Origin of the sequence: Roseixanthobacter liquoris, assembly GCF_043195135.2 — a bacterium.
Taxonomy (GTDB): Bacteria; Pseudomonadota; Alphaproteobacteria; order Rhizobiales; family Xanthobacteraceae; genus NCEH01.
Map to the genome: position 1 here is coordinate 1,986,250 of NZ_CM195537.1, position 26,553 is coordinate 2,012,802.

The window sequence follows — 26,553 nt, forward strand, 5'->3', positions numbered from 1 at the left end:
GTGCGTTCCGGCTCAGTCCGGAGACGGATACTCGCCTTCACTGCAAATGCAGAAGATGAAGGAGAGCACCGGCTGGACATTGTTATGCGGAACGCTTCCGCCGGCCGACGAGATGGTGCGCGGATCCAGCATGGTGTCGGGATTGGCGGGAGTCTGGAGGGCGGGCCAGTTGGTGCTGGTGGTGGGGCCGGTCGGCAAGGTCACCGCGGCGGGATAGCTGGTGCTGCTCGGCGCGGCGGTCTTGTTGGTGATGCTCCCCGACACGTTCACCCGGTGCGTCAGGTGCGTGTGGGCGGGCATCTGCGCCTCGGCGAGGGTGATCGTGGGCGTGCCCGCGCGGGTGCCGCGCTGAAACAGATGCGTGCCGCCGGAGGAGGCGCCGGTGGCAACGGCAGCGGCGCCCCGCAAGTCGGGAATGCCGAAATCATTCCGCCCGTCGCCGCCATAGGCATTGCTGAGGACACTGAACAACGCCTGGAACGCACGCACCTGCAACAATTGCCCCTCGCAGGCAATCCAGTTCGCCGGTGCGTAGTTCGTCGCGAAAATGCGGACCTCGCCAATATATCCGTCCATGTCGTCGCTCCCGTTCCTGAATTTATCGACGGTTGTCTGGTCGTTTCTAGTTTGAGGGAAAGATCCCGCGCAGAGCGATGATGTAATTGATGCCGAGCACCGGCATCAGATTGGAATGCGGCGCGCCGCCGCCGGTGTCCGAGATCGCGACGGCGGCGAAATCGTCATCGGTGGTGGTGCCGCCGGCGGGCGGGTTGGTATAGGCGACGAATGGAGACGGAATGGTCGCGAAGGTCAGGTTCGGGCCCGGCGTGCGGCTGGTTCCCGGCCCGGTGCTGGCTTGCAGCGGGTGGGTGTGGGTCGGCAACTGGGCGGTGGTGAGGGCGACGCTCTCGGTGCCCACCGCCTGCCCGAGCTGATAGGTGGAGAGCGCCGGCGCGTGCCCCGTGCCGAGCGGGACGCGGCCGTTCAGATTGGGCAGATTGAAGTTCGTCCTGCCGTCGCCGCCATAGACCACGCCCAGGAGCGCGTAGAGGACTTCGTTTCCCGGGATGGGAAGCGTTGCTCCATTGCACAAGGCCCAGCCGCTGGGCGGTGTGTTTCCGGCGAACATCCGGATCTCGCCGATATAATACTCAGCCATGCTTCTATCCTTTCCTTGAAGAGCACGTCACGGCGGATCAGGGGCGCGGGGGATACAGGCCCACGGTTGCGATGCAGAGATGGAGCGCGAGCGAGGGCTGGATGTTGGGATGGGCCGCGCTGCCGCCCGCGGTGCGGATCGTGTCGGCCTTCACGGCGGTCAGCGGCGTGGCGGGGCCGTAATAATTGGCCTGGGGCTTGGTGGCGTCGACCTGGGTCACCTGGGCGAACACGGCATTGTTCGGCGCGCTCACCGTGCCCTGCTGCGTCGAGGTGCGGTACATGTGGATATGCGCCGGCATCTCGGCCTGTGTCAGGGTGACGGTTTCCGTTCCCGCGGGGGTGTTGAGGGGAATGGTGATGCGGTCCGCCAGGGTCTGGGGATTGAAATGCACCGGCACGCGGCCGCGCAGATCGGGCAGGGCGAAATTGATGCGGCCGTCGCCGCCGAACCGATTCCCCAGCAGGGTGAACAGCGCCTGGTTCTGTTGCACCAGCAACAGGGCGCCATCGCATTTTGCCCATCCGGTGGGGATTCGGTCGTACGGAAACACGCGAATTTCACCCAGATAATAATCGCTCATCGGCGCCTCCGGCGAAATGTTCTTGTTGCGATGAGCGCAACTTTAGAGGGTATTTTGCAGTGAGAGCAACCGTTTTTAGTTGTGCTTCGATGCTTTGCAACCCAAACAGCCGGCGCGGTTGCATCGCGCGGTCGCGGGGCGGCGCCGATGCGCCGGACAAGGCCACCGGTCCGCGGCCTTCCGCGCGGCCGGGCGCCGCTCGGGGCGCCCCTCGGGGCGCCTCCTTGGGGGGGCTTCCTGGGGGACTCCTTGGGGAGGGCGCCCGGCCGTTATTTCGGCAGGGCGTCGACCAGGTCTTCCTGGAATTCCTTCAGCTCCACCGTGTTCAGGTCGGACACGATCCAGAAGGTGAGGCCCGCCTGGGTCCAGCTCATCAGGCTGTAGCCCTCGCGCGTCGCGGCGCTCTGCGGGGCGGAGGTCGCGGGCCAGATGAAGACGTTGATGACATGCGCATTGCGGCGATAGATCAAAGCGGCGACCACCCGCCCGCCGACATAATCGACCCGCCCGCCCACCAGCGCGAAGCTGCGCGCCGCCAGATCCACCACCGGCGGCGAGAAATCCAGCTTGCCGCTGAACCAGGGCTTCACCGTATGCTGGTTCGAGGTGGCGATGTCGGTGAGATGGTCGGCGAGCAGCGAGCGCACATGGCTCGCCACCACCTCGTCCGCGAGGCCGGGCGCCGGCGCCGGGCGGGGCGGCAGGACCAGCAGGAACAGGCCGGCGGCGAGCACCGCCGCGGAGGGCAGGAAGCTCCACCGGCCGGCGCGGTCCAGCCGCGTGCGCCATCGCCGGGCGGCGCCGGTCGCGTCGGCCGAGCCGTGCGGCAGGGCTGCGGTCTCGCGCGCGATCATCGCGGCCACCCCTGCCCGAAGCGCATCCGGCACCGGCCAGCGCACGTCCTGCTGGGCAAGGGTATGGCGCGTGGCGCGCAGGCGCGCGAGCGCGGCGGCGCAGCCCGCGCATTGGGCAAGATGAGTCTCGCAGGCGAATGCGTGGGCGGCATCCAGCTCGCCGTCGACGAAGCCGCTCAGCATCACCTCCCATTCCGCACAGGCGGCGGGTTCGGAATCGGGGGCGGGATCGGGGGAATGTGCGTCGGTCATGATGTGCCGTCCAAAGTCGCCGCGCGCCGCTGCCACAGGGTCCCGAACAGGCTGCGCGCCCGCGCGAGACGCGACATCACCGTGCCGATCGGCGTGTCGGTGACGGTGGCGATCTCGCGATAGGAGAGGTCCTCCAGCTCCCGCAGCACCAGAACTTCCTTCAGCACCTCGGGCAGATGGTCGAGCACGGCGCGCACGGCTTCCGCCTCGGTGCGCGTGAGCAGCGCGGTTTCCGGGGTGGTGCCGTCGTGGAGCAGGTCCAGAAGCGCGGGGGCCTCCGCGCCGGTGTCGGAGGCGGGCAGCTCGGCGGCATGGGCGAGATGGTCCTTGCGCCGGGCGCGCTGCCAGTCGCGATAGCAATTGCGCACGATCGCCAGCAGCCACGCCTGCGGGTTGCCGCCGCGATAGTCGGCAAAGCCCCGGAATGCCCGCAGAAAGGCATCCTGCACGATGTCCTGGGCCGCATCCCCGTCGCGGCTGAGGAAGCGCGCGAGATTATAGGCGGCGTCGAGATGGGGCAGGATGAGGTGCTGAAAACGGGCGGCGGCCGCGGCATCCGGCCGGGCCGGCGCGGCGGCGGCGCCGGGCATGGCCATGGAGAGCGCGCCCGCCGGCAGGGGGCGCGCGTCGTGCGGGCGCGCGCCCGCCCCGAGCGCATGCGCCCATCGCGCCAGGCCGTGTCGCGGCGAAACCCATCGCCCCCGCCGCACCACGAGGGCAAGCGCGCCGGCCGCGCGCGCGAACGGCTGCGCGAACGGGAGGGGGAGGGACCGGGGGATGGCGTTCATGGCTGTCATCATTTCCAAGTCGAAAACCGCCCGGATCGAAATCCGTACTCGTCGCACTCCGCGGACGCGCGCGGACGCGGACCGAAGCGTCCCGCCCGGCCCGCGCCCGCATCGAACGACCGGCGAGGGTTTCAGCCCGCCGGCTTGACGATGACCTTTCCGGTCATATGGGGGTGCAGCGAACAGAAATAGGCAAAATCCCCCGCCGTGTTGAACGTGAAGGAGAACTTCTCCTCCGTATCGAGAGTCTTCGAGCGAAAGGCCTTCTTTGTTTCAACCACCGTGTGGGGAATATCGTCATTGTTGATCCAGGTGACCGTGGTGCCGGGCGTCACGGTGATCTGGGCGGGGCTGAAGGTGAAATTGTCGATCTTGACGATCACCCCGCCCTCCGGCGCGGCCTCGGCCGGCTTGTCCTCGGCGCGGGCGGGCAGGGCGAGCAGCACGAGCATTGCCGCGAACGCGAGACGCGCCGGGGCACGGGTGAGGAAGCGGCGCCGCGCGCCGCTGCGGCAGGACTGGGTCTTGAGGGGCATGAACACGAACGGCTCCAAGATTGCGAGGAAGGGGGCGCCGGGGCGGGGCGCCCCGGGCGGCGGCATGCGGGCAGCTCAGCCGGCCAGCGGGCGGTCGATGATCGCCAGCGGTTCGCTGCCGCGGACGAAGTCGATGGTGGCGATGCCGAGAAATTTCCCGAGCTCGCCGGCGGGCACCTTCATCGGCCCGGGGGAGGGCGCCGCGCCGGGAACCGGCTGGGGAAAGGCGGTGGAGCGGGCGGTATGGAAGGTCACATTGCCCTCCACCTTCTGCATCACCTGGTGGATGTGCCCGTTGAGCACCGTCACCGAGCCGAACCGCTTCAGCAGCTGGAGCGCCTGCGCGCCATCGGCGGTGCCCCAGCCCCATTCGGGATAGACCGTCCACAGGGGGATGTGGGCGAACACCACGATGGGCGTGCTGAAAGCGAGCCCCGCGACATCATTGGCCAGCCATGCCAGCTGCTCGGCGCCGAGGTTGCCGAGCCCGCCGGCCTGGAGGTTCACGACATTGACGAGGGCGATGTAATGGACGCCCTGCTGGTCGAAGCTGTACCAGCCGGCGCCGCGCGATCCCTTGCCGTAGCGGTCGAGATAGGCGCGGCCCTGCTGGTCGTCGAGCAGGTCATGCTCGCCGGGCACATAGAACACGGGGAGGTTGGCTTCCCGGATGATCTGGTCGGCGTCATCGAATTCCTTGTCCTTCGAGAGATGGCTGATGTCGCCGGTGTGGATCATGAAGGCCGGCTTCACCGGCAGCAGCTTGATGCGCGCCACCGCCTCCTGGAGTGTCGCGAGCGCGTTCGGATTGGCCGGCTTGTCGAAGCCCACGTGGCTGTCGCTGATTTGCAGGAAGGAGAACGGGGCCGCCGGCGCCTCGGCGGCCATGGCCTTGCCCATCGCCATGGCCTGGGGCAGGCCGCCGGCGAGGCTCCACAGGATGCCGGTGCCGGCCCAGGTCATGCATTCGAGGAAGCCGCGACGGTCGATGCCGTCGGCGTCCTTGGCCGGTTCGCTTTCGTCGGATGTGTTCATGGCGGGCTCCAGGTGAGGGTGGGACGGGAGAAAAATCCCGCCACCCTGGTCCAGACCGCCGTCGCCCTCGGTTTATTCGGGCCCGCGGCGCGAAAAATGCGGAGCGGCGCGCAAGAGGGGGATGCCGTTCGCTTCAGACCGCCGGGGGCGGGATGCGCATCCCCTTGAGATCGCATCGCATTTTTCCGGCGCGAGGGACCACGGCGCCGCCCGTCGCGGCGCGCCGTCGGGGGGATTCAGCCGCCTCACGCCTGCGTGAGGCCGCACCGTGGCGGGCGGATCGCGGCGCTGAAACGAATGCGCCCGCGATCTGCGTCGCGGGCGTGCTATTCTCACTCATGCTCGGGCGGGGGAACGCGCCCCCGCCGGGATTTGATGCGGCGATCAGTTGTTGCCGATGCCGCGGTCGCCCTGCTGCAGGAACAGCGCGTCGGCCTGCGACAGCGCGCGGGTCTCGGGCTGCGCGAAGACATGGGCCACGTCGCGGGCCGCTCCATGGGGCGCGGCGGTGACGCTATAGCCGAGGGCGGTGTCGGCGCCGCGCATCTCGGTGACGATGGGCGCGGACTGCGCGGCGACCGAATAATTCTCCTTGTTCAGGGCGGTTTCATATTCGTCCGCGCGGGCAGCGCCTGCGAACAGGACGGCGGCACCGAGGGCGAGCAGGGGGAAGGAAATCTTGGTCATGGAAGTGTCTCCAAGTTTAGGTGGGTTACACTTCCTATTCCGCGCGCCGCACCGCCCCGGTTACAGGTACAGATGAAATCGAATTCAATCTGATGTGAGATGTTTACCTGTAACTTTTTTCGGAAAAGTTACGGATCGCGTGCGCTCGCGGGCCTATTCACGCCGCGAGGGCGCAAAGCCGGCGAGGGTATCGCGGGTTCGTGATGGTCGTGTGCGTAACGAAAGGCGGTGCTGCCGCGAAGTCCCCGTGAATGAGGACATCATGCACAGTGCCGATGCGAACCTTGACGAGTTGATGATTGCCAGCCAGGCGGGCGACGCGCAGGCCCATCGCGACCTGTTGCGCCGGGCCTCGACCCATCTGCGGGCCTATTTCCGGCGCCAGCTCGCGCGCTATGGCCACGGGCTGGATGCCGCCGAGGACCTGCTCCAGGACACGCTGCTGGTCATCCATACCCGCCGGCAGGCCTACCTGCCCGGCTCCCCGGTGCTCGCCTGGATCTATGGGATTGCGCGGTACAAATTGATCGATTTCCTGCGGGCCCGGCACCGCTCGTTCTCGCACCTGCCCATCGAGGACGCCGAGGACGTGGCGGCCCAGGATGGATATGAGGGAATCGATACCGCGCGCGAACTGCACAAGGCGCTCGCGACATTGCCGAACAACTTCCGCCTGCCCATCGAATACGTGAAGCTCGAAGGGCTCAGCATCGCCGAGGCGGCGGCCCGCACCGGAATGTCCGATGCCGCCATCAAGGTCAGTATTCATCGCGGCATGAAGAAGCTCGCCGCCATCCTTTCGGAGGCCCGCCCATGAACACCGACGATCTGATCGATTTTCTCGCCACCCGGGTCGAGCCGGTCGATCCGCATCGGCAGGACCGGCAGGCGCTGGCGGCGCTTTTGATGTCGCTCGCCGCCGCCACCGCCGCCGTGATCGTCGCCCTGGGGCTGCGCGCCGACCTGATGCAGGCCATGGTCTCCGCGGGCTTCGCCATGAAGATCACCTTCCTGGCGACGCTGGTGGGAATCGCGCTCTGGGCGCTGCGGAAAGGCGCGCGCGCCGGCGCCGCGGACCCGGCGCCGCTGCGCCTCGTCTGCGTGCCGCTGATGCTGCTGTGGATCCTCGGCGCGCTGGAGCTGGCGACGCTCCCGGTCACCGCCTGGCGCGCCACGGTGATGTTCCACGAATGGCCGGTCTGCCTGCTCTCCATCCCCCTGCTGTCCGCCCTGCCGCTGGTCGCGCTGACGCTGGTGGTGCGCGAGGGGGCGCCGACGCACCTGCGCTATTGCGGGGCGCTGACGGGCCTGGTCGCCGGTGGCCTCGGGGCTTTGGCCTATGCCGCCTATTGCCTCAACGACACGCCGGTCTATGTGGGGGTCTGGTATGTGGCGGGCATCGCCGCCGTCACCGCCTTCGGCTGGCTCATGGGGCCGCGCATGCTGCGCTGGTGAGGGCGGGGGACGTCGCGCGCGGGCCTCCGGCCGCTATTGTGCCCCGGGCGCGCGAGGGATAAAAGAACCCCTCGGCGTTCCGCGGGCTGCCCCTTCATGAATCAGTATAGGGCCGATATCGACGGCATAAGGGCGATCGCGGTTTCCCTTGTCCTTGTGTTCCATGCAGGATTTTCGTTTCTTCCGGGCGGATTTATTGGCGTTGACGTGTTTTTCGTCATCTCCGGTTATCTGATCACGGACAATCTGCTCCAGGCGATGCGCGCCGGATCGTTTTCGCTGCTGGATTTCTACGATCGGCGGGTGCGGCGCATCCTGCCGGCGCTGCTGGTGGTGATCGCCGCGACGCTGGGCGCGGGGTTCCTGATCCTGGCGCCGGGCGCCTATGCGGTGCTCGGGCGCAGCGCGGCGTTCGCGGCGCTCGGCATTTCCAATTTCTTCTTCTTCCGCAACACCGGCTATTTCGACGGCGCGGCCGAGGCCATGCCGCTGCTGCACACCTGGTCGCTGGCGGTGGAAGAGCAATTCTATCTCGCCTGGCCGCTGGTGCTCTATGGCGCCTATCGCGGGGCGCGGCGCTGGCCGCGCCTGCTGCCGCTCGTGGTGGCGCTGGTGGTGGGCCTCAGCTTCGCCCTGGCCGTGCAGAAGGTCGCGGAAGGGGCGAAAAGCGCCTTCTACCTGCCGCTCGGCCGCGCCTGGGAACTGGCGCTGGGCGGCGCCCTGGTGCTGGCGCGCGCGCACCTGGCGCGGCTGCCGGGCCTCGTGGCGCAGGGGCTGAAGCTGGCCGGGCTCGCCCTCATCGTCGCGCCGGCCCTGGTGCTGACCCCCGCCAGCCCCTTTCCCGGCCTCAATGCCCTGGCACCCGTGCTCGGCGCGGCGCTGCTGCTGATGCCGACGGCCGCCCCGACGCTCGGCGCGCGGCTGCTCGCCCTGCCGCCGCTGCCCTTCATCGGCCGCATCTCCTATTCGCTCTATCTCTGGCACTGGCCGGTCCTGGTGTTCGCGCGCCAGTACAAGAACGGCGATCCGCTGAGCACCGGGCAGGCGCTCGGCGCCCTCGCGGCCTCGGTGCTGCTGGCGTGGCTCTCCTGGCGGTTCGTCGAACAGCCGTTCCGCGTGCGCCGCTTTCCCGCGCGCAAGGTGGTGCTGGCGGGCAGCGCGGCCTGCCTGCTGATGGCCGCGCTCAGCTTCGGCATCTATCGCGCCGACGGTCTTTCCGGCCGCGTTTCGCCGCAACTGGCGGAATTGGGCTCGTTCGCGCGCGTGTGGGAATGGGACTGCGCGCAGCACGTCTCGCTGGACGGCGGGCCGAGCCTGTGCGTCGCCGGCGCGGACTGGGCGACCGCGAAGACCCGCGGCGTGATCTGGGGCGACAGCCATGCCGAGCATCTCATGCATCTGCTGGATGTCGCCGGCCGCAAGACCGACACGGCGGTGGCGCTGCTGCGCATCTGTCCGGCGATCTTCTCCGAGGACGGGCTGCGCCGCAAACCGGTGGGCCTGCCGGCCGAATGCGAGCGCACCTATCGCGCCACCCTCGCCATGCTGAAGGCCGACCCGCAGATCAATCTGGTGATCCTCGCCTCCGCCTGGGGCGACATGCCGGACGCCGTCTACCGCAAGGAGGGAGACCCCACCAGCCATGCGACGGGGGTGGGCCTGATGCGCGAGACTTTCCTCGATCTCGTGCCGCGCCTTGCGGCGCCGGGCCGCAGGATCGTGCTGTTCGCCGACATTCCCCATTGGGCGAGCGACCCGCTGCCCTGCGTCGCCGCCCGCGACGGCTCGCTGCTACGCGCGCCCTGCCGGCGCGAGGTGGGCCGCCTGACGCCGGCCGAGTACGGCACCGACCAGCGCGATGTGGATGCCATGTTCCGCAGCCTGCGTGGGGTGCGGGGCGACGTGGTGGTGGCGGTGCCGGCGGACCAGCTCTGCGACCCGATGGGGTGCATGGCCCGCTTCGAGGGGCAGTTTCTGTATTTCGACCGCGACCATCTGCGCCGCAACATCCCCCTGGGAACGCGGGAGCGGTTCGCCGATCTGCTTGGCCTGCCCGATCTGATCGATGTCGGCGGCGGCGCAAGGAAGGCGCCCGTGCGGGCGAGCGAATGAGGATCGGGGCGCGAAAATCGTCCCGCCGGTCACGGATGCGCGCCGCGCGCCCCGCGATGTCATGCCCCGTTCATCGATGCACGCAAAGGCTGTCTCCCCGCCCGGGTCATCGCGCCCGTCGGGCGGCATTCGAACCAATCCGCAGCGGGGGCGTTCTCTGGGCGGAGCACGCAGGAGAAGCAGATGAGCATCTTTGGAAAGATCGTTTCCGCCATTTTCGGCCATTCGGCCGAGGCCAAGCCCGTCGCGCCGGCTGACGTGCCGGCGCCCGGCGGAACCTCGGGCGGCGCTGCGCCTCCCGTTCCCGGCGCGGTTCCCGCGACGCCCGCCGCCCCCGCGGTGGATGTGGAAGCCGTTCTCACCGGCCTTGCCGCCAAGACCAGCGAGAAGCTGGACTGGCGCCATTCCATCGTCGACCTGATGAAGCTGCTGGACCTGGATTCCTCGCTCGCGGCCCGCAAGGAACTGGCCCACGAACTGCACTATTCCGGCGACACGGGCGATTCCGCCACGATGAACATCTGGCTGCACAAGCAGGTGATGACGAAGCTCGCCGAGAACGGCGGCAAGGTTCCCGAGGACCTGAAGCACTGAAGCCGGGCGTTCGCCCGCGACATCCCCGCGCCCCACTTTGGGCGCGGGTCTTTCTGCGGGGATCTGAACGCGCCGGAGGTAAGAGCAGCGCATGTATTCGCCGCCCGAGCGACAATCAGGGAAGCAATCCTGACTTAAGCCCCAAGATTTCGTGAGCGCGCGTCCCTTGCCTTGCGCGACGGAAAGGCCTATTGCCCGCGGCGGGACACTCCTCCCCAACGAGGAGCGCCCATCTGAAAGGATGGCCATCATGACGACGACTGACGCTCCGGCGACCCGCCCGGAGAACCCTAATTTTTCGTCCGGTCCTTGCGCCAAGCGTCCCGGCTGGACGCTGGACGCGCTCCGCGACGCGCCGCTCGGCCGCTCGCACCGCGCCAAGATTGGCAAGACCAAGCTCAAGCAGGCGATCGATCTCACCCGCGACGTGCTCGAGGTGCCGGCCGATTATCGCATCGGCATCGTGCCCGCCTCGGATACCGGCGCGGTCGAAATGGTGCTGTGGTCCATGCTGGGCGCCCGCCCGGTGGACATGCTCGCCTGGGAAAGCTTCGGCGAAGGCTGGGTGACGGACGTCGCCAAGCAGCTCAAGCTCGCCGACGCGCGCATCATGACCGCGCCCTATGGCGAGCTGCCGGACCTCAAGGCGGTGGATTTCAGCCACGACGTGGTGTTCACCTGGAACGGCACCACCTCCGGCGTCATGGTGCCGGATGCGGACTGGATCCCGGCCGACCGCGCGGGCCTGACCATCTGCGACGCCACCTCGGCGGCGTTTGCCCAGGCTCTGGATTTCGCCAAGCTCGATGTGGTCACCTTCTCCTGGCAGAAGGTGCTGGGCGGGGAAGCCGCGCACGGCATGCTCATCCTCTCCCCGCGCGCGGTGGAGCGGCTTGAGACCTACAAGCCCGCCTGGCCGCTGCCGAAGATCTTCCGCATGACCAAGGGCGGCAAGCTGATCGAAGGCATCTTCGAGGGCGAGACCATCAACACCCCCTCCATGCTGTGCGTGGAAGACTATATCGACGCGCTGGAATGGGCGAAGTCGGTGGGCGGCCTGCCGGGCCTGAAGGAGCGGTCCAACCGCAATTTTGAAGCCATCGCGCAGTGGGTGCACCGCACCGATTGGGTGGATTTCCTGGCCAAGGATCCGGTGACCCGCTCCAACACCAGCGTGTGCCTGAAGGTGGTGGACCCGGACGTGGCCTCCCTTCCCGCCGAGGCGCAGGCGGCCTTCGCCAAGGCGCTGTCCGCGGGCCTGGAAAAGGGCGGCATCGCCTATGACATCGGCGCCTATCGCGATGCCCCTCCGGGCCTGCGCATCTGGTGCGGCGCCACGGTGCAGGCCTCCGACGTGGAAGCTTTGACCCATTGGCTGGACTGGGCGTTCAACGTCGCCAAGGGCTCGCTCGCCAAGGCGGCGTGAGCCCGACGCGCGACCGCTGAAAATCCCCCTCTCCCGCTTGCGGGGGAGGGCGGGGGAGGGGGAATACCCCTCTCTTCGGCGCGATCAGCGCAAGCCCGCTCTACGGCATCCCCCTCCCAACCCTCCCCGCAAGCGGGAGAGGGCCTTAACGGCCGAACTGCGCCCTCGTGTGCTGCGGACCGGCCTTAGCTTGCACCCCATTCATCCGGAGCCCACACCATGGCCCCTCGCGTTCTCATTTCGGACAAGCTGTCCGCCGCCGCCGTGCAGATCTTCAAGGATCGCGGCATCGATGTTGATTTTCAGCCCGACCTCGGCAAGGACAAGGACAAGCTCGCCGAGATCATCGGCGATTATGACGGCCTCGCCATCCGCTCCGCCACCAAGGTGACGCCGAAGATCCTGGAAAAGGCGACCCGCCTCAAGGTGATCGGCCGAGCCGGCATCGGCGTCGACAATGTGGATATCCCGGCCGCCACCGCCAAGGGCGTGATCGTGATGAACACGCCGTTCGGCAATTCCATCACCACCGCCGAGCATGCGATTGCGATGATGTTCGCGCTCGCCCGCGAGATCCCCGCCGCCGACGCCTCCACCCAGGCCGGCAAGTGGGAGAAGAACCGCTTCATGGGCGTGGAGCTGACCGCCAAGACGCTCGGCATCATCGGCTGCGGCAATATCGGCTCCATCGTCGCCGAGCGCGGCGTCGGCCTGAAGATGAAGGTGATCGCCTTCGATCCCTTCCTCTCCGCCGAGCGCGCCAAGGATCTCGGCGTCGAGAAGGTGGAACTGGAGGACCTGCTCGCCCGCGCCGACGTCATCACGCTCCATACGCCGCTGACCGAGAAGACCAAGAACATCCTCTCGGCGGAAAACCTCGCCAAGACCAAGAAGGGCGTGCGCATCATCAATTGCGCGCGCGGCGGCCTGGTGGACGAAGTGGCGCTGCGCGCCGCGCTCGACAGCAAGCATGTGGCCGGCGCGGCGTTCGACGTGTTCACGGTCGAGCCCGCCGAGACCAACCCGCTGTTCGGCCATCCCAATGTGATCTGCACCCCGCACCTCGGCGCCGCCACCACGGAAGCGCAGGAGAATGTGGCGCTCCAGGTGGCCGAGCAGATGAGCGATTATCTGCTGTCGGGCGCCATCTCGAATGCGGTGAACTTCCCCTCCATCACCGCCGAGGAAGCCCCCAAGCTGAAGCCCTTCATCGAGCTGGCGGAAAAGCTGGGCTCGTTCGCCGGCCAGCTCACCGACACGGACATCAAGACCGTGCGCATCACCTATGAGGGCGCGGTGGCGGAGCTGAAGGTGAAGGCGCTGACCAGCGCGGCGGTGGCCGGCCTGCTGCGCCCGGTGCTGGCGGACATCAATGTCGTCTCCGCCCCGAGCGTCGCCAAGGAGCGCGGCATCGTTATCGAGGAGACCACCCGTGCCGCCGAGAGCGATTACGACAGCCTGATCACCCTGACCGTCATCACCGACACGTTCGAGCGTTCGGTTTCCGGCACGGTGTTCGCCGATGGCCGCCCGCGCATCGTCAACATCAAGGGCATCAAGGTGGACGCCGAGTTCGCGCCCTCCATGCTGTACGTCACCAACGAGGACAAGCCCGGCTTCATCGGCCGTTTCGCCAGCCTGCTGGGGGATGCGGGCGTGAACATCGCCACCTTCGCCCTCGGCCGCGACCGCCAGGGCGGGGACGCCATCGCGCTCGTGGAAGTGGACGGGGCGCTGCCCGCCGACGTGATCGCCAAGGTGGAGGCGCTGCCCCAGGTGAAGCACGCCAAGGGCCTCGCCTTCTGAAGGCTGTCCCTGTCGCGGATAGAGAACAACAAGACAGCCGCCGGACCCCCTCCGGCGGCTTTTTGCTGCCGCGCGGGCGGTTCGTCAGGCGGGCGCGACGGCGCGGGCGCGGGTCGCGGTGATGATGCCGGCGATCACCAGCGCATAGCCCACGCCGTGAAACCATTCCAATTGCTCGCCCAGCACCAGGATGGCGAGCGCCGAGCCGAACACCGGCATGAGGTGAAAGAACGGCGCCGCCCGGTTGGCGCCCACCAGCTCCACGCCGCGATTGAACGCCATATAGGCGAGCAGCGACGGGGCGGTCATGACGAATGCCAGGACGGACAGCGTCATGCGGTTGAACTGGATGACGTGGCCCGCGGCGATCTCCCAGAGCGCGAACGGGATCAGCAGCAGGGAGCCCATGCCCATGATCACGGTGAGGAAGGACAGCGAGCGCATGGGCGGGCGCACCCGCAGGTTCGCGGCATAAAAGGCATAGATCAGCAGCGCCGCGATGATCCAGATATCGCCCACATTGGGCTTGAGGTGCAGCAGCACGTCGATGTCGCCCCGGCTGACGATCACCACCACCCCCAGCAGCGAGATGACGATGCCGGCGATCTGGCCCTTCGAGAGCCGGTCGCGGAACAGCAGGAGGCTCCAGAGCGCGATCAGCAGGGGGGAGGCGGATTGCACCAGCAGGCCGTTCAGCGCCTGGGTATATTGCAGCCCGTAATAGCTCATGGCGTTGTAGCAGGCGATGCCGCAGGCCGAGAGGACCATGAGGAACAGCCAGTTGCGCCGCACGACCGGCCAGTCGCCCAGCAATTGGCGATAGGAGAAGGGCAGGAGAATCAGCGTCGCCCCCGCCCAGCGCAGGCAAGCGAGCGTGATGGGCGGGATCTGGCCCGCCACGAAGCGGCCCAGCACCATGTTGCACGCCCACAGAAGAGCGGTGATGGAGAGCAGCAGATAGGGCGCATTGTTGATGCGCTGGCCGAGCCGGCCGAGGGGCGAACGGGGGGGCGAAGGCAACATGGGGCTTCCTGGCGTGCCGCCTTTTCAGGCATTTCACACGCCAGGAAAAGAGAATTTTGATTCACCCACCCATCAGAAACCGTGATGAGTCGCCCCCACGGCCAAGCCGCCGCTTATTTTCCGCGCCACTGGTCGAGCAATTGGTAGGAGGTAGGATTGTCGGCACACATGCCGCCACCGCACTCCAGCACGGTCGAGAGCCCGTTCGCGAGCGCCATTGCGGTCGCGAGCGCGACGATGATGAGGGCGAAGCGGGTGGGGCGGCCGGGCGTCGCCTCCGGGGCGAACTGGCGATCGAACAGCAGCAGGATCGCCCCGCCGAGGGCGATAACCCCGAACACCGCCGCCGCCCAGGCATAGAAATGAATGCCCAGGAAGGCATCGCCATAGGTCCCCTCGCCGGGAATGATGTGCAGCAGGGTCTGCCGCACCGACACCATGCCGCCGGCGAAGGCCGAGAGGATCATGACCGCATAATGGCTGGGCCGGGGACCGAACTTCACGTTCAGCGCGAGGCCCACGCCGGCGCCCACGAAGCCGGCGCGTTGCAGCAGGCAGAGCGGGCAGGGCAGGTCGTTGAACACGAGCTGGTCGAAGAACGCCGCGGCGAGGACCGCGAACACCGCGAGCAGCCCGAGGGCGTTGAGGGTGCGGGAAAGGGAAGGGGTCACGTCATTCCCCTCACAGCACGAGATTGAGCGGGTCGGTGGCGTGCATCTTGAACAGTGCCAGCAGCACCAGCAGGGACACCGCCCAGACCAGCAGGGAGGGAAGGCGCTGGCCGGCGAGAATCAACGCGAACGCAACGAAGAAACCGAAAAACGGCAGGGTCATCATGGACGTCGCCCCCCTGGGCCAAAGAAGCCGTCGGCCCTTGGGCCGGTGGCGATTCAACGTCCGATTCTATCCCGGATCTGCGACAGATGTCCGAAGGCATCTGCCCGCCGCGTCCGGGGGAGGCCGGTTCAGCCTTCGCCGGCGGTGATCCGTGCCCGGTTGCCGGACGGGTCCTCGAGCAGCACCGCCCCGTCGACTTCCGCGAGCGGCACGCCGGCGGCCGCAAAGCGCGCCTTGAGGGCCGCGATCTCCGCCGGGGGAAGGACAATCTCGAACCCGGCGAGCCCGCTCGCATGCGCCGGCGGCGGGGCGGCGCCTTGCGAGTGCCACACGTTGAGGCCGAGATGGTGGTGGTATTTTCCCGCGCTGACGAACAAGGCGCCGGGATAGCGCGCCATCACCTCGAACCCGGCCAGCTCCACCCAGAAGCGATGGGCGGCGGCAAGGTCGCCGACCTTGAGATGGACGTGTCCCACGTCCGTGCCGGCGGGGGCGGGGCCAAGCTCCGCGCTTTCGCGGGCAAGGCTGTTCAGGTCCAGGCGCAGTGTCGCCATCTGCAGCTTGCCGTCGGGTCCGAACCATTCGGCTTTCGGGCGGTCGCGATAGACTTCGATGCCGTTGCCGTCGGGATCGTCGAAATAGAGCGCCTCGCTCACCAGATGGTCCGAGGCGCCGAACGGCACGCCGTGCGCGCGCAGCACGTTCATGCGCACCGCGAGGCTGGCCCGGTCGGGCACGCGAATGGCGGTGTGGAACAGGCCCGGCGCGTGCGCGGGCGGGGCGACCGCGTCGGCCGCCTCTTCAAGGACGATGAGAGGCACGCCACCGGCGCCGAGCGCGATGCGGCCCGCCTGCGGGGCGAGGCGGGTGAGGCCGACCACCTGCTCGTAGAAGGCGGCCAGGGCCTGCGGCCGGCGCGTGCGCAGATGCACTGCGCCCAACCGCAGGGCGGCGGACAGACCGGCACGCGAGGACGGGGCAGGCGACGACGGGGCGGAGGAAGAAGGGCTGGGGGAAAGAGCGGAAACAGAGACGGACATGGCAAACTCCTGCGCCGGGTGCGGCGCGGATCCGCGCGCGGATCGATTTGCTCAAATTTATGCGCTCATTCGCCCCGGCGCCATTGCAGCGATGCAAACGCCCGCGTGCAAAGCGCGCCGCCACATCCACGCAGCCGCGTCCATCCTGTTGAAAGCCCGCGCGGAGCAGGGATTGTGACGCTTAGACGATAGTTGAGGCTTGAATGCATTTAGGGCTCCCTTATGGTGCCCGCCCAATGGCGACGTGACCATCAGATCGCCTCAAGTGGAAATGCGGGGACACTCCCAAATGAACATTCTGCTCGCGCTCAGCCGAGCGATCGATGCGGTGAACATCCGCATCGGCAAGGCCGTGGCATGGCTGATCCTGGTGGCGGTGCTGGTCTCTGCCCTGAACGCCGTCGTCCGCAAGGTCTTCGATCTCAGCTCCAATTCCTGGCTGGAATTGCAATGGGTGCTGTTCGCGGCGGTGTTCCTGCTCTGCGCGTCCTGGACCTTCATCGACAACGAGCATATCCGCATCGATATCATCAGCTCGCGCCTGTCCAAGCGCACCCGCGACGGCATCGATATTTTCGGGCACATCTTCTTCCTGATGCCCTTCGCCATCGTGCTGCTCGTCACCTCGATCCCGTTCGCACTGAATTCCTACGGCATCAACGAGCAGTCCCTGAATGCCGGCGGCCTGCCGCAATGGCCGGCGAAGGCGCTGGTGCCCATCGGCTTCTTCTTCCTGCTGCTCCAGGCGGTGTCCGAGCTGATCAAGCGCGTCGCCATCATCACCGGGCGCATGGAGGACCCGAACGAGAATGTGGGCGGCCACCTCGCCCTCGCCGCCGAGGCGGAACGTTTGCTGGCGGATGCCGAGCGGGTCGATATCCCCCTCGAACCGACCCCCAAGGCCTGAGCGGGAGAACAGAAGAATGTCCGCCTCCCGTACCTTCAAGGTCGGCCTCGTGCTCGCCTGCGCCCTGGTCCTGCTGGGGCTCTCCAGCGATTTCGCGCTCGCCGCCGAACCCGGCCTGCGCGGCTGGTTCACCCACAATATGGCGCCGATCATGTTCGGCGCCCTCGTGCTGTTCCTGCTGCTCGGCTATCCGGTGGCCTTCGCGCTGGCCGCGAACGGGCTGATCTTCGGCCTGATCGGCATCGAGCTCGGCCTGTTCCGCCCCGATTTCCTCCAGGCCCTGCCCGAGCGCGTCTACGGCACCATGAACAACGAGGTGCTGCTCGCAGTGCCGTTCTTCACCTTCATGGGGCTGGTGCTGGAGCGGTCCGGCATGGCGGAGGACCTGCTCGACACCATCGGCCAGGTGTTCGGCTCGATCCGCGGCGGTCTGGCCTATGCGGTGATCTTCGTCGGCGCGCTGCTGGCGGCCACCACCGGCGTGGTGGCGGCGTCCGTGATCTCCATGGGCCTGATCTCGCTGCCGATCATGCTGCGGTACGGCTATGACCGGCGCGTCGCCTCGGGCGTCATCGCGGCGTCCGGCACGCTGGCCCAGATCATCCCGCCGTCGCTGGTGCTGATCGTGATGGCGGACCAGCTCAACCGTTCGGTCGGCGACATGTATACCGGCGCGTTCCTGCCGGGCCTGATCCTCGCCTGCCTTTATGCGGGCTATATCTTCCTGGTCTCCACCCTGTTCCCGACCGCGACGCCGGGCCTGCCGCTGGAGGCGCAGAACCTGCGCGATCCGCAGCAGAAAATGATGCCCTCGCGCATCCTCGGCGCGATCGCTGCGGCGGGCTTTGCGGTGCTGATCACCACCGGCTCGCTGCCGGGGCTCACCGCCGGCTTCATTCCCGGCGTCGCGAACCTGGCGGTGTGGGGCGTGGTCTCGTTCGTGCTGCTCTATTTCGTGATGAGCGGCACCGCCAAGCTGCTGACGCCCTCCCTGTTCATCGCGCTCGCCATCGCGATCGGCGCGTCCATCTATGTGATGCAGCAGGGCAGCGTGAAGTTCGGCGCCGATTATGTCGTGCTCACCATGTCCATGACGGTGGGCCTCGCCTTCGTGGTGGCGGTCATCAACCGGGTGTTCAGGCTCGGCCTGCTGTCCAAGCTCGCCGAGCAGGTGGTGTTCGTCATGGTGCCGCCGCTGGCGCTCATCTTCCTGGTGCTGGGCACCATCTTCATCGGCGTCGCGACGCCGACCGAGGGCGGCGCCATGGGCTCGGTGGGCGCCATCCTGCTCGCCTCCGCGCGCGGCCGGCTGAAGTTCGACCTGCTGCGGCAGGCGACCTATTCCACCGCCAAGCTCTCGGCCTTCGTGCTGTTCATCCTGCTCGGCGCGCGCGTGTTCTCGCTCACCTTCTACGGGGTGGACGGGCATCATTGGGTGGAAGAGCTGCTCACCTCGCTGCCCGGCGGCCAGACCGGCTTCCTCATCGTGGTGAACCTGCTGGTGTTCGTGCTGGCCTTCTTCCTCGATTATTTCGAGCTGGCCTTCATCATCATTCCGCTGCTGGGGCCTGCGGCGGACAAGCTGGGCATCGACCTGATCTGGTTCGGCGTCATCCTGGCGGTGAACATGCAGACCTCGTTCATGCATCCCCCGTTCGGCTTCGCCCTGTTCTTCCTGCGCTCGGTGGCGCCGAAGGTGCCCTATCTCGACCGGGTGACCGGGCGGCGCATGGAGCCGGTGACGACCGGGCAGATCTATTGGGGCGCGGTGCCGTTCGTGATCATCCAGCTGATCATGGTGGCGCTGGTGATCCTGTTCCCGCAGATGGTGACGCACTACAAATCGGGCGGCGTGTCGCTGGATCAGAACCAGATCCAGCAGCAGTTCGACAACATCTCGCCCAATATCGGCGATCCGCCGCCTCCGGTGCTCGATTTCGGCAAATAGCCGGGGCGAACGGGCAAAAAAGAAGAGCGCCAACTTTCCGTTGGCGCTCTTTTTGTTTCTGCGGATGCTGAAGATCCGAACGCCGCAAAGCCGGGCTCAGGCCGCCTTCTGCGCCTCGCGGTCCACGATGGCGACGATGTCGGCCATGATGCGGTTCAGCTCGAAATTCTTGGGCGTATAGACCGCCGCCACGCCGAACGCCTTGAGCTGGGCTTCGTCCTCGGGCGGAATGATGCCGCCGACCACCACCGGCACGTCGGTCAGCCCCTCGGCGCGCAGGCGGTCCATCACGTCGCGCACCAGCGGCACATGGGAGCCGGAGAGGATGGACAGGCCGATGACATGGACGCTCTCCTCCAGGGCGGCGTTCACGATCTCGGCCGGGGTCAGGCGGATGCCCTCATAGACCACTTCCATGCCGGCATCGCGGGCCCGCACGGCGATCTGCTCGGCGCCGTTGGAATGCCCGTCCAGGCCCGGTTTGCCCACCAGGAACTTGATGCGGCGGCCGAGCTTGGCGGAGACCGCCTCGACGCTGGCGCGCACCTCGTCGAGCCCCTGGGTGTCGACGCGCGCGGCCCGGCCGACGCCCGTGGGCGCGCGATATTCGCCGAACACCTCCCGCAGGCAGGAGCCCCATTCCCCGGTGGTGATGCCGGCCTTCGCGCAGAGGATGGAGGGCTCCATGATGTTGCGTCCCTCCTGCGCGGCGCTGCGCAGGCCGGCCAGCGCGGCATCCACGTCCGCCGGATCGCGCGCCGCGCGCCAGGCCTGGAGGCGGGCGATCTGTTCCGGCTCCACATGCTCCGGCACGGTGAGGATGGAGCCTTCCCCGGTGGTGAGGGGGGAGGGCTCGGTCTCGGTCCAGCGGTTGACGCCGACCACCACCTGCTCGCCGCGCTCGATATTCTCCAGCCGTCGGGTGTTGGATTCCACCAGCGCCTGCTTCATGTAGCTGTTTTCCACCGCCGCGACCGCGCCGCCCATGGCCTCGATGCGGGCGAGCTCGGCCCGCGCTTCGTCCTTCAGCGCCTCGACCTTCTTGGCGATCTCGGTGGAGCCGTCGAAGATGTCGCCATAGTCCAGCAGGTCGGTTTCATAGGCCACCACCTGCTGCATGCGCAGCGACCATTGCTGGTCGAACGAGCGCGGCAGGCCGAGCGCCTCGTTCCAGGCCGGCAATTGCACGGCGCGCGCCCGCGCCTTCTTGGACAGCGTCACCGCCAGCATTTCCAGCAGGATGCGATAGACGTTATTCTCCGGCTGCTGCTCGGTGAGGCCGAGCGAATTCACCTGCACGCCGTAGCGGAACAGCTTCTGCTTGGGATCGGTGATGCCGTAGCGGTTGACGCAGATCTCGTCCCACAGATCGACGAACGCCCGCATCTTGCACATCTCGGTGATGAACCGCATGCCGGCGTTCACGAAGAAGGAGATGCGCCCCACCACCTCGCCGAACACCGCGCCCTGCGCCTCGCCGGAATTCTTCACCGTGTCGAGAATGGCGATGGCATTGGCGAGCGCGAACGCGAGTTCCTGCACCGGCGTCGCGCCGGCTTCCTGCAGATGGTAGGAGCACACGTTCATGGGATTCCAGCGCGGCAAATGCTCGGTCGTGAAGACGATCACGTCCTTGGTGAGCCGCATGGAGGGCGCGGGCGGGAACACATAGGTGCCGCGCGAGAGATATTCCTTGATGATGTCGTTCTGCGTGGTGCCCTGGAGCAGCTTGCGGTCCGCGCCCTGCTCGTCGGCGGCGGCGATATAGAGCGCCAGCAGCCAGGGGGCGCAGGCATTGATGGTCATGGAGGTGTTCATTTCGGCGAGCGGAATGTCCTTGAACAGGGTCCGCATGTCGCCGAGATGGGAGATCGGCACCCCCACCTTGCCCACTTCGCCGCGCGCCAGGGGGTGGTCGCTGTCGTATCCGGTCTGGGTGGGCAGGTCGAACGCGACCGAAAGCCCGGTCTGTCCCTTGGCCAGATTGGAACGATAAAGCCGGTTGGAGTCCGCGGCAGTGGAATGACCCGCATAGGTGCGGAACAACCAGGGTTTATCGCGGCTGGTCATTGGCACGTCCTCATTCTCCACCCAAGTTTGCAATAATGTGCGCTGCAACGCGGCCGTCGTCGATTGGAAAATATGCGGTGCGGCGTAGAAATCTTCTGCGCTGCGGTCAGCGCTTCACGAGGCTGATGACGAACAGCAGGATCACCGCCCCGATGGTGGCGCTGATGATCTGGCCCAGCAGTCCGCCGACAATGAAGACGTTGCCGAACAGAAAGCCGCCGATCAGCGCGCCGACGATGCCCACGGCGACGTTGCCGAGCGCGCCGAACCCGCCGCCGCGAAACAACTGGCCGGCGAGCCAGCCGGCGATTGCGCCGATGAGGAGCATTCCGATAAGGCCGATCATGGCGATCCTCACAACCGAGTGGGGCGCGGACGCGCGCCAGGATTGGATTGTTGCCTGAAAGCCGCGGGCCGGTCGAGTGCGCACGCCGCGCCCGCGTTCGGAAACGACGCAATTGCGTGGTCTCCCCGACCAAAGTTGGGGGCGCGCCGGGCGCCTGGGCCGTGCCACCTTGCGCGTACGCCCCGGCAGCACGGCCGCTGCCGGCCCGCTTCAAGCGTGGTCCGCGCGGTTGCTGCCCGCCGGCGGTAAACCATAGAGGCGTTATAAACGGGGCTCGCCAGCGGAATTTTCTCTGCTACGCTGCAACGCGAAACAAATGCGGCCGAAACGGCCCCGGAGGAAGGAAGGACGGGAGCAATGGGTCAGAGTGCAGTCGCCAGCACGCCGCAGGGCGCGGCCGTGAAAGATCTTTACGAGCTGGGCGAGATCCCGCCCCTGGGCCATGTGCCCGCCAATATGTATGCCTGGGCGATCCGCCGCGACCGCCATGGCCCCCCGGAACAATCCTTCCAGGTCGAGGTGGTGCCCACCTGGACCCTCGGCGAGAGCGACGTGCTGGTGCTCGTGATGGCGGCCGGCGTCAATTACAACGGCATCTGGGCCGGGCTCGGGCAGCCGATCTCTCCCTTCGACGTGCACAAGGCGCCCTTCCACATCGCCGGTTCCGATGCCTCGGGCATCGTCTGGGCGGTGGGCTCCAAGGTGAAGCGCTGGAAGGTCGGCGACGAGGTCGTGGTTCATTGCAACCAGGACGATGGCGACGACGAGGAATGCAATGGCGGCGACCCGATGTTCTCGCCGTCCCAGCGCATCTGGGGCTATGAGACGCCGGACGGCTCCTTCGCCCAGTTCTGCCGGGTGCAGGCGCGCCAGCTCATGCCGCGCCCGCTGCACCTGACCTGGGAAGAATCCGCCTGCTACACCCTCACCATGGCCACCGCATATCGCATGCTGTTCGGCCATCCGCCGCACACCGTGAAGCCGGGCGACTACGTGCTGGTGTGGGGCGCCTCGGGCGGCCTCGGCGTGTTCGGCGTGCAGCTCGCCGCCGCCTCCGGCGCCCATGTCATCGGCGTGATTTCGGACGAGACCAAGCGGGACTACGTGATCGGCCTCGGTGCCAAGGGCGTGCTGAACCGCAAGGACTTCAATTGTTGGGGCCAGCTGCCCAAGGTCAATTCGCCCGAATATACCGAATGGACCAAGGAAGCCCGCAAGTTCGGCAAGGCGATCTGGGACATCACCGGCAAGCGCGACGTGGACATCGTGTTCGAGCATCCGGGCGAGCAGACCTTCCCGGTCTCCACCCTGGTGGCCAAGCGCGGCGGCATGATCGTGTTCTGCGCCGGCACCACCGGCTTCAACATCACCTTCGACGCGCGCTATGTGTGGATGCGCCAGAAGCGCATCCAGGGGTCGCACTTCGCCCATCTCAAGCAGGCGTCCGCCGCGAACCAGTTCATCATCGACCGGCGCGTGGACCCCTGCATGTCGGAAGTGTTCCCCTGGGACCGCATTCCGCTCGCCCACACCAAGATGTGGAAGAACCAGCATGCGCCCGGCAACATGGCGGTGCTGGTGAATGCGCCGCGCACCGGCCTGCGCAGCTTCGAGGACGTGCTGGAGGCTACCGCCGCCGGCTGATCGCCCGGCCCCGGAGCGCAGCCAGCGCGAGCAAAACGGCACGGGGGCAGCGCCTGCTCCCGTGCTTTTCCTGTGCGGCAGGGGTTTCCGCGCGTCGCGCGTGTGCCAGACCTGAAGCCTTGCCGCCTGTGCTTATCTCGCCCTGCGGAGCAGGTGGGCACCAGGAATGAGAAGCTTTTTGCTTCCGCAAAGGCCGCCGGGCCTCTACACCCGCGGGATGAACCCTTCCCCTGAACTGCCCACCGATCCCGTCGCGCGTCGCGCAGCCTCCGCGCCTGCGCCCCATGTGGCGGTAATCGGCGCCGGTCCGGCCGGGCTCATGGCCGCCGATCGCCTGGTGGCGCAAGGCCACCGGGTGAGCGTGTTCGAGAAGATGCCCTCGCCCGCGCGCAAATTCCTCATGGCGGGGCGGGGTGGGCTCAATCTCACCCACAGCGAGCCGCTGGAACATTTCCTCTCCCGCTATGGCGAGATCGCGCCGCTGCTCGACGGCGCGATCCGCGCCTTTCCACCCGAGGCGGTGCGGGCGTTCGCGGCGGAACTGGGCGAATCCACCTTCATCGGCTCCAGCGGCCGGGTGTTTCCCGACAGCTTCAAGGCATCGCCCCTGCTGCGCGCCTGGCTGCGGCGGCTCGGAACCCTCGGGGTGGACCTGCACACCCGGCACGAATGGCGCGGCTGGTCCTCGACCGGCGCCCTGATGTTCGAGACGCCGGAAGGACCGAAGGAGATCGTCGCCGATGCGACGCTGCTCGCGCTCGGCGGCGCGTCCTGGCCCCGGCTCGGGGGCGATGGGGGCTGGACGCAGCATCTCGCGTCGCGCGGCATCGCGCTCGCCCCGTTCGCGCCGGCCAATATGGGGCTGGAAATCGAGTGGTCGGCGCCGTTCCGCGAACGGTTCGCGGGCGAGCCGCTGAAGCGCATCGCGCTTTCCTGCGCCGGTGCGGGCCCGGTGCGCGGGGAGGCCGTGGTGACGGCGCGAGGCCTTGAGGGCGGGGCGGTCTATGCGCTCTCCCGCGCGGTGCGCGACCGTCTCGCGGCCGAGGGCGAAGCCCATCTGCGGCTCGACCTGCGCCCGGATTTCGACCAGGCGCTGATCGCGCGGCGGCTGGCGACGGGGCCGCTGAAACAATCGCTCTCCAACCGCCTGCGCAAGGCGGTCGGGCTCTCGCCGGTGGCGGTGGGGCTGCTGCGTGAGGCGGCTGGCGTCGCGCTGCCCACCGATCCGGCGGCGCTGGCGCGCCTCATCAAGGCCGCGCCCATTAAGGTGCGCGCGGTCGCCGGGCTGGACCGGGCGATTTCGAGTGCTGGCGGCCTCGTCTTCGATGCGCTGGACGATCATTTCATGCTGCGCGCCCTTCCCGGCACGTTTGCGTGCGGGGAAATGCTGGATTGGGAAGCGCCCACCGGGGGCTATCTGCTGCAGGCCTGCTTCGCCACCGGCCGCGCGGCGGGCGAGGGCATCTCCGCCTTCCTCGCGGCGCGCGCTACCCCTTGAAGCCGCCCGCCGCGAGATAGGCTTCTTCCTCCGCCGTCATGACCCGGCCGAGGATGGGGTTGCGATGCGGGAAGCGGCCGAAGCGGGCGATCACGTCGCGGTGGATGAGCGCATATTTCAGCTCCTCCGCCGCGCCCAGCTGCTCATAGAGCGCCACGCATCGCTGCTGGCAGGCGAGATCCTCCGCATGCATCAGCGGCAGGAAGAAGAAGGCGCGCAGCACCGGTTCAAATGCCTGCTCGAAGCCATGGGCCAGGGCGCGGTCCGCCACCTGCCGCGCGGCCGCATCGGTGGCGAAGGCGCGCGGCGTGCCGCGAAAGACGTTGCGCGGCACCTGGTCCAGCAGCAGCACGAGGGCGAGCGCGCCCTCCGCGCTGTCCTCGTAATCGGCCAGGACCGTCGATCCCGCGCCGCGGGCGACCGCATCCTCATGTGCGGACAACAGCCGCGCCCGCACCTCGGCATCGAACGCCGGATCGGAAGAAAACCAGCGATCATACCCCGCGGCGCGCCAGAAACCGACGATCTCGGACGGGGTGGGCAGGGATGTCATCGCGCTGACCTCATGCCGGCGGGAGCGAGGGGATTGTCGGTGAGCGCGGCGCGATCCGGCATATCCACCTGGGGGATGCCGAGAAAGGCCGAGAACAGGCGCCGCACCACCGCCGGGTCGAGGTCGCGCACGATCATCACGAGGCGCGTGCGGTGGTCGTCGTCCGGCCAGGCGGGCAGGCGGGTGGGCGGGTGCATCACGTGCTGCACGCCGTGCAGCACGATGGGCGCGTCCGGATCGTCGGCAAGCTTCACGATGCCCTTCAGCCGCAGCAGGTTCGCCCCATAGGTCGCGCGCAGCAGCTCCAGGAACAGGTCGAGGGTGGAGGCGGAGACGGCGGCGTCGGTCGCCAAGGTGAACGCCTTGATGCGCGCGTCATGGCGGTTCGGGTCGTGCGGCGCGTCGGTCTCTTCCTCGGCGGCGGCGATGCGTTCTTCCGCCAGCCAGCGGGCGACATCGGGCGGCTTGCCGCTCGGATCATAGAGGCCGGCCTTGAGCAGGGCATCGCCGGTCGCCTCGCCTTTCACGGCCTCCAGCACCGGCGCGGCGGGGGCGAGCCGGCGCAGGCGCGCCTTCAGGGCCGCGAGCGCGGCGCGCTGGGCATCGGTCTCCACGAGATCGGTCTTGGTGAGCACCAGCCGGTCGGCCATGGCCACCTGTTTCACCGCTTCGGTCTGGGCATCGAGCGTGGCATCGCCATTGATGGCGTCCACCACCGCCACCACGCCGTCCAGCCGATAGCGCATCACCAGATAGGGATGGGTCATCAGGGTGAAGAGGATGGGGGCGGGGTCGGCGAGGCCGGTGGTTTCGATCAGCACGCGCGAGAACGGCGGCAGGCGGTTGTTGTCGCGCCCGCGCAGCAGGTCTTCCAGCGCGGTGACGAGATCGCCCCGCACGGTGCAGCACACGCAGCCGCTCGCCAGCAGAACCACGCCTTCGGAGACTTCGCGCACGAACAGATGGTCGAGGCCGATCTCGCCGAATTCATTGATCAGCACGGCGGTATCGGCGAGCGCGGGATCGGCCAGCAAGGCATTGAGCAAGGTGGTCTTGCCGGCGCCGAGGAAGCCGGTGAGCACCGTCACCGGAATGGGCGCGGGCGGTCCCGGCCGCTTGGCGGGAGACGGGGCGGCCGAGGGGGCCTCGGGAAGCGGCGGCAAGGAGGTCATGTCATTTCATCCGCGAGACGGGTCGCCTCAGAGCAGGGGCGCCGCCGAACCAGTGCCGCGCTTGCCACGCCTATAGGGCAGTGCGGGCGGGGGACCAAGCGGCGCGGCATCGGCGGCGTCCACCGACCGGTCGGCCCCGCCTTCCCCTGCGAGTCAAGTGGGAAGGCCGCGCCCCGCCGCAAGGGGAGGCGCGCACGCGCAGACTGCGCCGTTCGGATGTCCCCGATT

Annotated in this window: 26 protein-coding genes; 10 read left to right on the forward strand and 16 right to left on the reverse strand. The window is 67.8% G+C overall.

Annotated features, from left to right (window positions below; all coding sequences use genetic code 11):
• Nucleotides 1-12: 12 nt before the first annotated feature.
• The 8 genes from V5F84_RS08750 to V5F84_RS08785 form a co-directional block, all read right to left on the reverse strand.
• Nucleotides 13-576 (reverse strand): phage tail protein, encoded by a 564-nt coding sequence (locus V5F84_RS08750; protein ID WP_394044266.1) that lies wholly within the window; start codon nucleotides 574-576, stop codon nucleotides 13-15.
• 46 nt (nucleotides 577-622) lie between these two features.
• On the reverse strand, nucleotides 623-1,159 hold the full coding sequence (locus V5F84_RS08755; RefSeq protein ID WP_394044267.1) for a phage tail protein: 537 nt from the start codon (nucleotides 1,157-1,159) through the stop codon (nucleotides 623-625).
• 37 nt (nucleotides 1,160-1,196) lie between these two features.
• Nucleotides 1,197-1,742: a phage tail protein gene (locus V5F84_RS08760; RefSeq protein ID WP_394044268.1), complete on the reverse strand. Its 546-nt coding sequence runs from the start codon at nucleotides 1,740-1,742 to the stop codon at nucleotides 1,197-1,199.
• Nucleotides 1,743-2,011: 269 nt separating this feature from the next.
• A complete protein-coding gene (locus V5F84_RS08765) occupies nucleotides 2,012-2,848 on the reverse strand; it encodes an anti-sigma factor family protein (protein WP_394044269.1) in 837 nt (278 codons plus the stop codon).
• Entirely contained in the window at nucleotides 2,845-3,636 is a 792-nt protein-coding gene (locus V5F84_RS08770; protein ID WP_394044270.1) for a sigma-70 family RNA polymerase sigma factor, read from the reverse strand. The genes V5F84_RS08765 and V5F84_RS08770 overlap by 4 nt, the downstream gene beginning before the upstream one ends.
• 131 nt (nucleotides 3,637-3,767) lie before the next feature.
• A complete protein-coding gene (locus V5F84_RS08775; RefSeq protein WP_394044320.1) occupies nucleotides 3,768-4,088 on the reverse strand; it encodes a cupredoxin domain-containing protein in 321 nt (106 codons plus the stop codon).
• A gap of 159 nt (nucleotides 4,089-4,247) precedes the next feature.
• The gene (locus V5F84_RS08780) at nucleotides 4,248-5,207 is read right to left on the reverse strand and encodes a metallophosphoesterase family protein (RefSeq protein WP_394044271.1); all 960 of its coding nucleotides are present in this window, start codon (nucleotides 5,205-5,207) and stop codon (nucleotides 4,248-4,250) included.
• 384 nt (nucleotides 5,208-5,591) lie between these two features.
• Nucleotides 5,592-5,894, reverse strand: a complete 303-nt coding sequence (locus tag V5F84_RS08785; protein WP_394044272.1) for a hypothetical protein — start codon at nucleotides 5,892-5,894, stop codon at nucleotides 5,592-5,594.
• 262 nt (nucleotides 5,895-6,156) lie between these two features.
• Here V5F84_RS08785 and V5F84_RS08790 point away from each other — a divergent pair, with 262 nt between their 5' ends.
• The 6 genes from V5F84_RS08790 to serA all read left to right on the forward strand — a co-directional run bounded on the left by V5F84_RS08790 (nucleotide 6,157) and on the right by serA (nucleotide 13,287).
• Nucleotides 6,157-6,711 (forward strand): sigma-70 family RNA polymerase sigma factor, encoded by a 555-nt coding sequence (locus V5F84_RS08790; RefSeq protein WP_394044273.1) that lies wholly within the window; start codon nucleotides 6,157-6,159, stop codon nucleotides 6,709-6,711.
• Complete coding sequence (locus V5F84_RS08795) at nucleotides 6,708-7,349, forward strand: NrsF family protein (RefSeq protein WP_394044274.1); 642 nt, start codon at nucleotides 6,708-6,710, stop codon at nucleotides 7,347-7,349. The genes V5F84_RS08790 and V5F84_RS08795 overlap by 4 nt, the downstream gene beginning before the upstream one ends.
• A gap of 96 nt (nucleotides 7,350-7,445) precedes the next feature.
• Entirely contained in the window at nucleotides 7,446-9,461 is a 2,016-nt protein-coding gene (locus V5F84_RS08800; protein WP_394044275.1) for an acyltransferase family protein, read from the forward strand.
• Nucleotides 9,462-9,644: 183 nt separating this feature from the next.
• Nucleotides 9,645-10,055, forward strand: coding sequence for a DUF3597 domain-containing protein (locus tag V5F84_RS08805; RefSeq protein ID WP_394044276.1), 411 nt, complete (start codon nucleotides 9,645-9,647; stop codon nucleotides 10,053-10,055).
• Nucleotides 10,056-10,305: 250 nt separating this feature from the next.
• Nucleotides 10,306-11,481: a phosphoserine transaminase gene (locus tag V5F84_RS08810; RefSeq protein ID WP_394044277.1), complete on the forward strand. Its 1,176-nt coding sequence runs from the start codon at nucleotides 10,306-10,308 to the stop codon at nucleotides 11,479-11,481.
• A gap of 219 nt (nucleotides 11,482-11,700) precedes the next feature.
• Nucleotides 11,701-13,287: a phosphoglycerate dehydrogenase gene (gene serA, locus V5F84_RS08815; RefSeq protein ID WP_394044278.1), complete on the forward strand. Its 1,587-nt coding sequence runs from the start codon at nucleotides 11,701-11,703 to the stop codon at nucleotides 13,285-13,287.
• Between the two features lie 84 nt (nucleotides 13,288-13,371).
• Here the strand turns inward: serA and V5F84_RS08820 are convergent, their stop codons facing one another.
• The 4 genes from V5F84_RS08820 to V5F84_RS08835 form a co-directional block, all read right to left on the reverse strand.
• Nucleotides 13,372-14,310 (reverse strand): DMT family transporter, encoded by a 939-nt coding sequence (locus tag V5F84_RS08820; RefSeq protein ID WP_394044279.1) that lies wholly within the window; start codon nucleotides 14,308-14,310, stop codon nucleotides 13,372-13,374.
• A gap of 113 nt (nucleotides 14,311-14,423) precedes the next feature.
• Nucleotides 14,424-14,981 (reverse strand): disulfide bond formation protein B, encoded by a 558-nt coding sequence (locus V5F84_RS08825; RefSeq protein ID WP_394044280.1) that lies wholly within the window; start codon nucleotides 14,979-14,981, stop codon nucleotides 14,424-14,426.
• Nucleotides 14,982-14,991: 10 nt separating this feature from the next.
• Nucleotides 14,992-15,147, reverse strand: coding sequence for a DUF5993 family protein (locus V5F84_RS08830; protein WP_394044281.1), 156 nt, complete (start codon nucleotides 15,145-15,147; stop codon nucleotides 14,992-14,994).
• 128 nt (nucleotides 15,148-15,275) lie between these two features.
• Nucleotides 15,276-16,187 carry a VOC family protein gene (locus V5F84_RS08835; protein ID WP_394044282.1) on the reverse strand — a complete coding sequence of 304 codons (912 nt, stop codon included), beginning with the start codon at nucleotides 16,185-16,187 and terminating at the stop codon, nucleotides 15,276-15,278.
• A 289-nt stretch (nucleotides 16,188-16,476) separates the two neighbouring features.
• Here V5F84_RS08835 and V5F84_RS08840 point away from each other — a divergent pair, with 289 nt between their 5' ends.
• Nucleotides 16,477-17,094 (forward strand): TRAP transporter small permease subunit, encoded by a 618-nt coding sequence (locus V5F84_RS08840; protein ID WP_394044283.1) that lies wholly within the window; start codon nucleotides 16,477-16,479, stop codon nucleotides 17,092-17,094.
• A gap of 139 nt (nucleotides 17,095-17,233) precedes the next feature.
• Nucleotides 17,234-19,042: a TRAP transporter large permease gene (locus V5F84_RS08845; RefSeq protein ID WP_394044321.1), complete on the forward strand. Its 1,809-nt coding sequence runs from the start codon at nucleotides 17,234-17,236 to the stop codon at nucleotides 19,040-19,042.
• 96 nt (nucleotides 19,043-19,138) lie between these two features.
• Here V5F84_RS08845 and V5F84_RS08850 read toward each other — a convergent pair whose 3' ends face one another.
• On the reverse strand, nucleotides 19,139-21,112 hold the full coding sequence (locus tag V5F84_RS08850; protein WP_394044284.1) for a methylmalonyl-CoA mutase family protein: 1,974 nt from the start codon (nucleotides 21,110-21,112) through the stop codon (nucleotides 19,139-19,141).
• Nucleotides 21,113-21,218: 106 nt separating this feature from the next.
• Complete coding sequence (locus tag V5F84_RS08855) at nucleotides 21,219-21,458, reverse strand: GlsB/YeaQ/YmgE family stress response membrane protein (RefSeq protein WP_394044285.1); 240 nt, start codon at nucleotides 21,456-21,458, stop codon at nucleotides 21,219-21,221.
• Nucleotides 21,459-21,815: 357 nt separating this feature from the next.
• Here V5F84_RS08855 and ccrA point away from each other — a divergent pair, with 357 nt between their 5' ends.
• Together ccrA and V5F84_RS08865 are read left to right on the forward strand one after the other, a co-directional pair.
• Entirely contained in the window at nucleotides 21,816-23,102 is a 1,287-nt protein-coding gene (gene ccrA / locus V5F84_RS08860; protein ID WP_394044286.1) for a crotonyl-CoA carboxylase/reductase, read from the forward strand.
• Nucleotides 23,103-23,421: 319 nt separating this feature from the next.
• A complete protein-coding gene (locus tag V5F84_RS08865; RefSeq protein ID WP_509277202.1) occupies nucleotides 23,422-24,600 on the forward strand; it encodes a TIGR03862 family flavoprotein in 1,179 nt (392 codons plus the stop codon).
• Here the strand turns inward: V5F84_RS08865 and V5F84_RS08870 are convergent.
• Nucleotides 24,590-25,153 carry a DUF924 family protein gene (locus tag V5F84_RS08870; protein WP_394044288.1) on the reverse strand — a complete coding sequence of 188 codons (564 nt, stop codon included), beginning with the start codon at nucleotides 25,151-25,153 and terminating at the stop codon, nucleotides 24,590-24,592. The two genes, V5F84_RS08865 and V5F84_RS08870, sit on opposite strands and share 11 nt — an antisense overlap.
• Entirely contained in the window at nucleotides 25,150-26,325 is a 1,176-nt protein-coding gene (locus tag V5F84_RS08875) for a CobW family GTP-binding protein (protein WP_394044289.1), read from the reverse strand. The genes V5F84_RS08870 and V5F84_RS08875 overlap by 4 nt, the downstream gene beginning before the upstream one ends.
• Nucleotides 26,326-26,553: the final 228 nt, after the last annotated feature.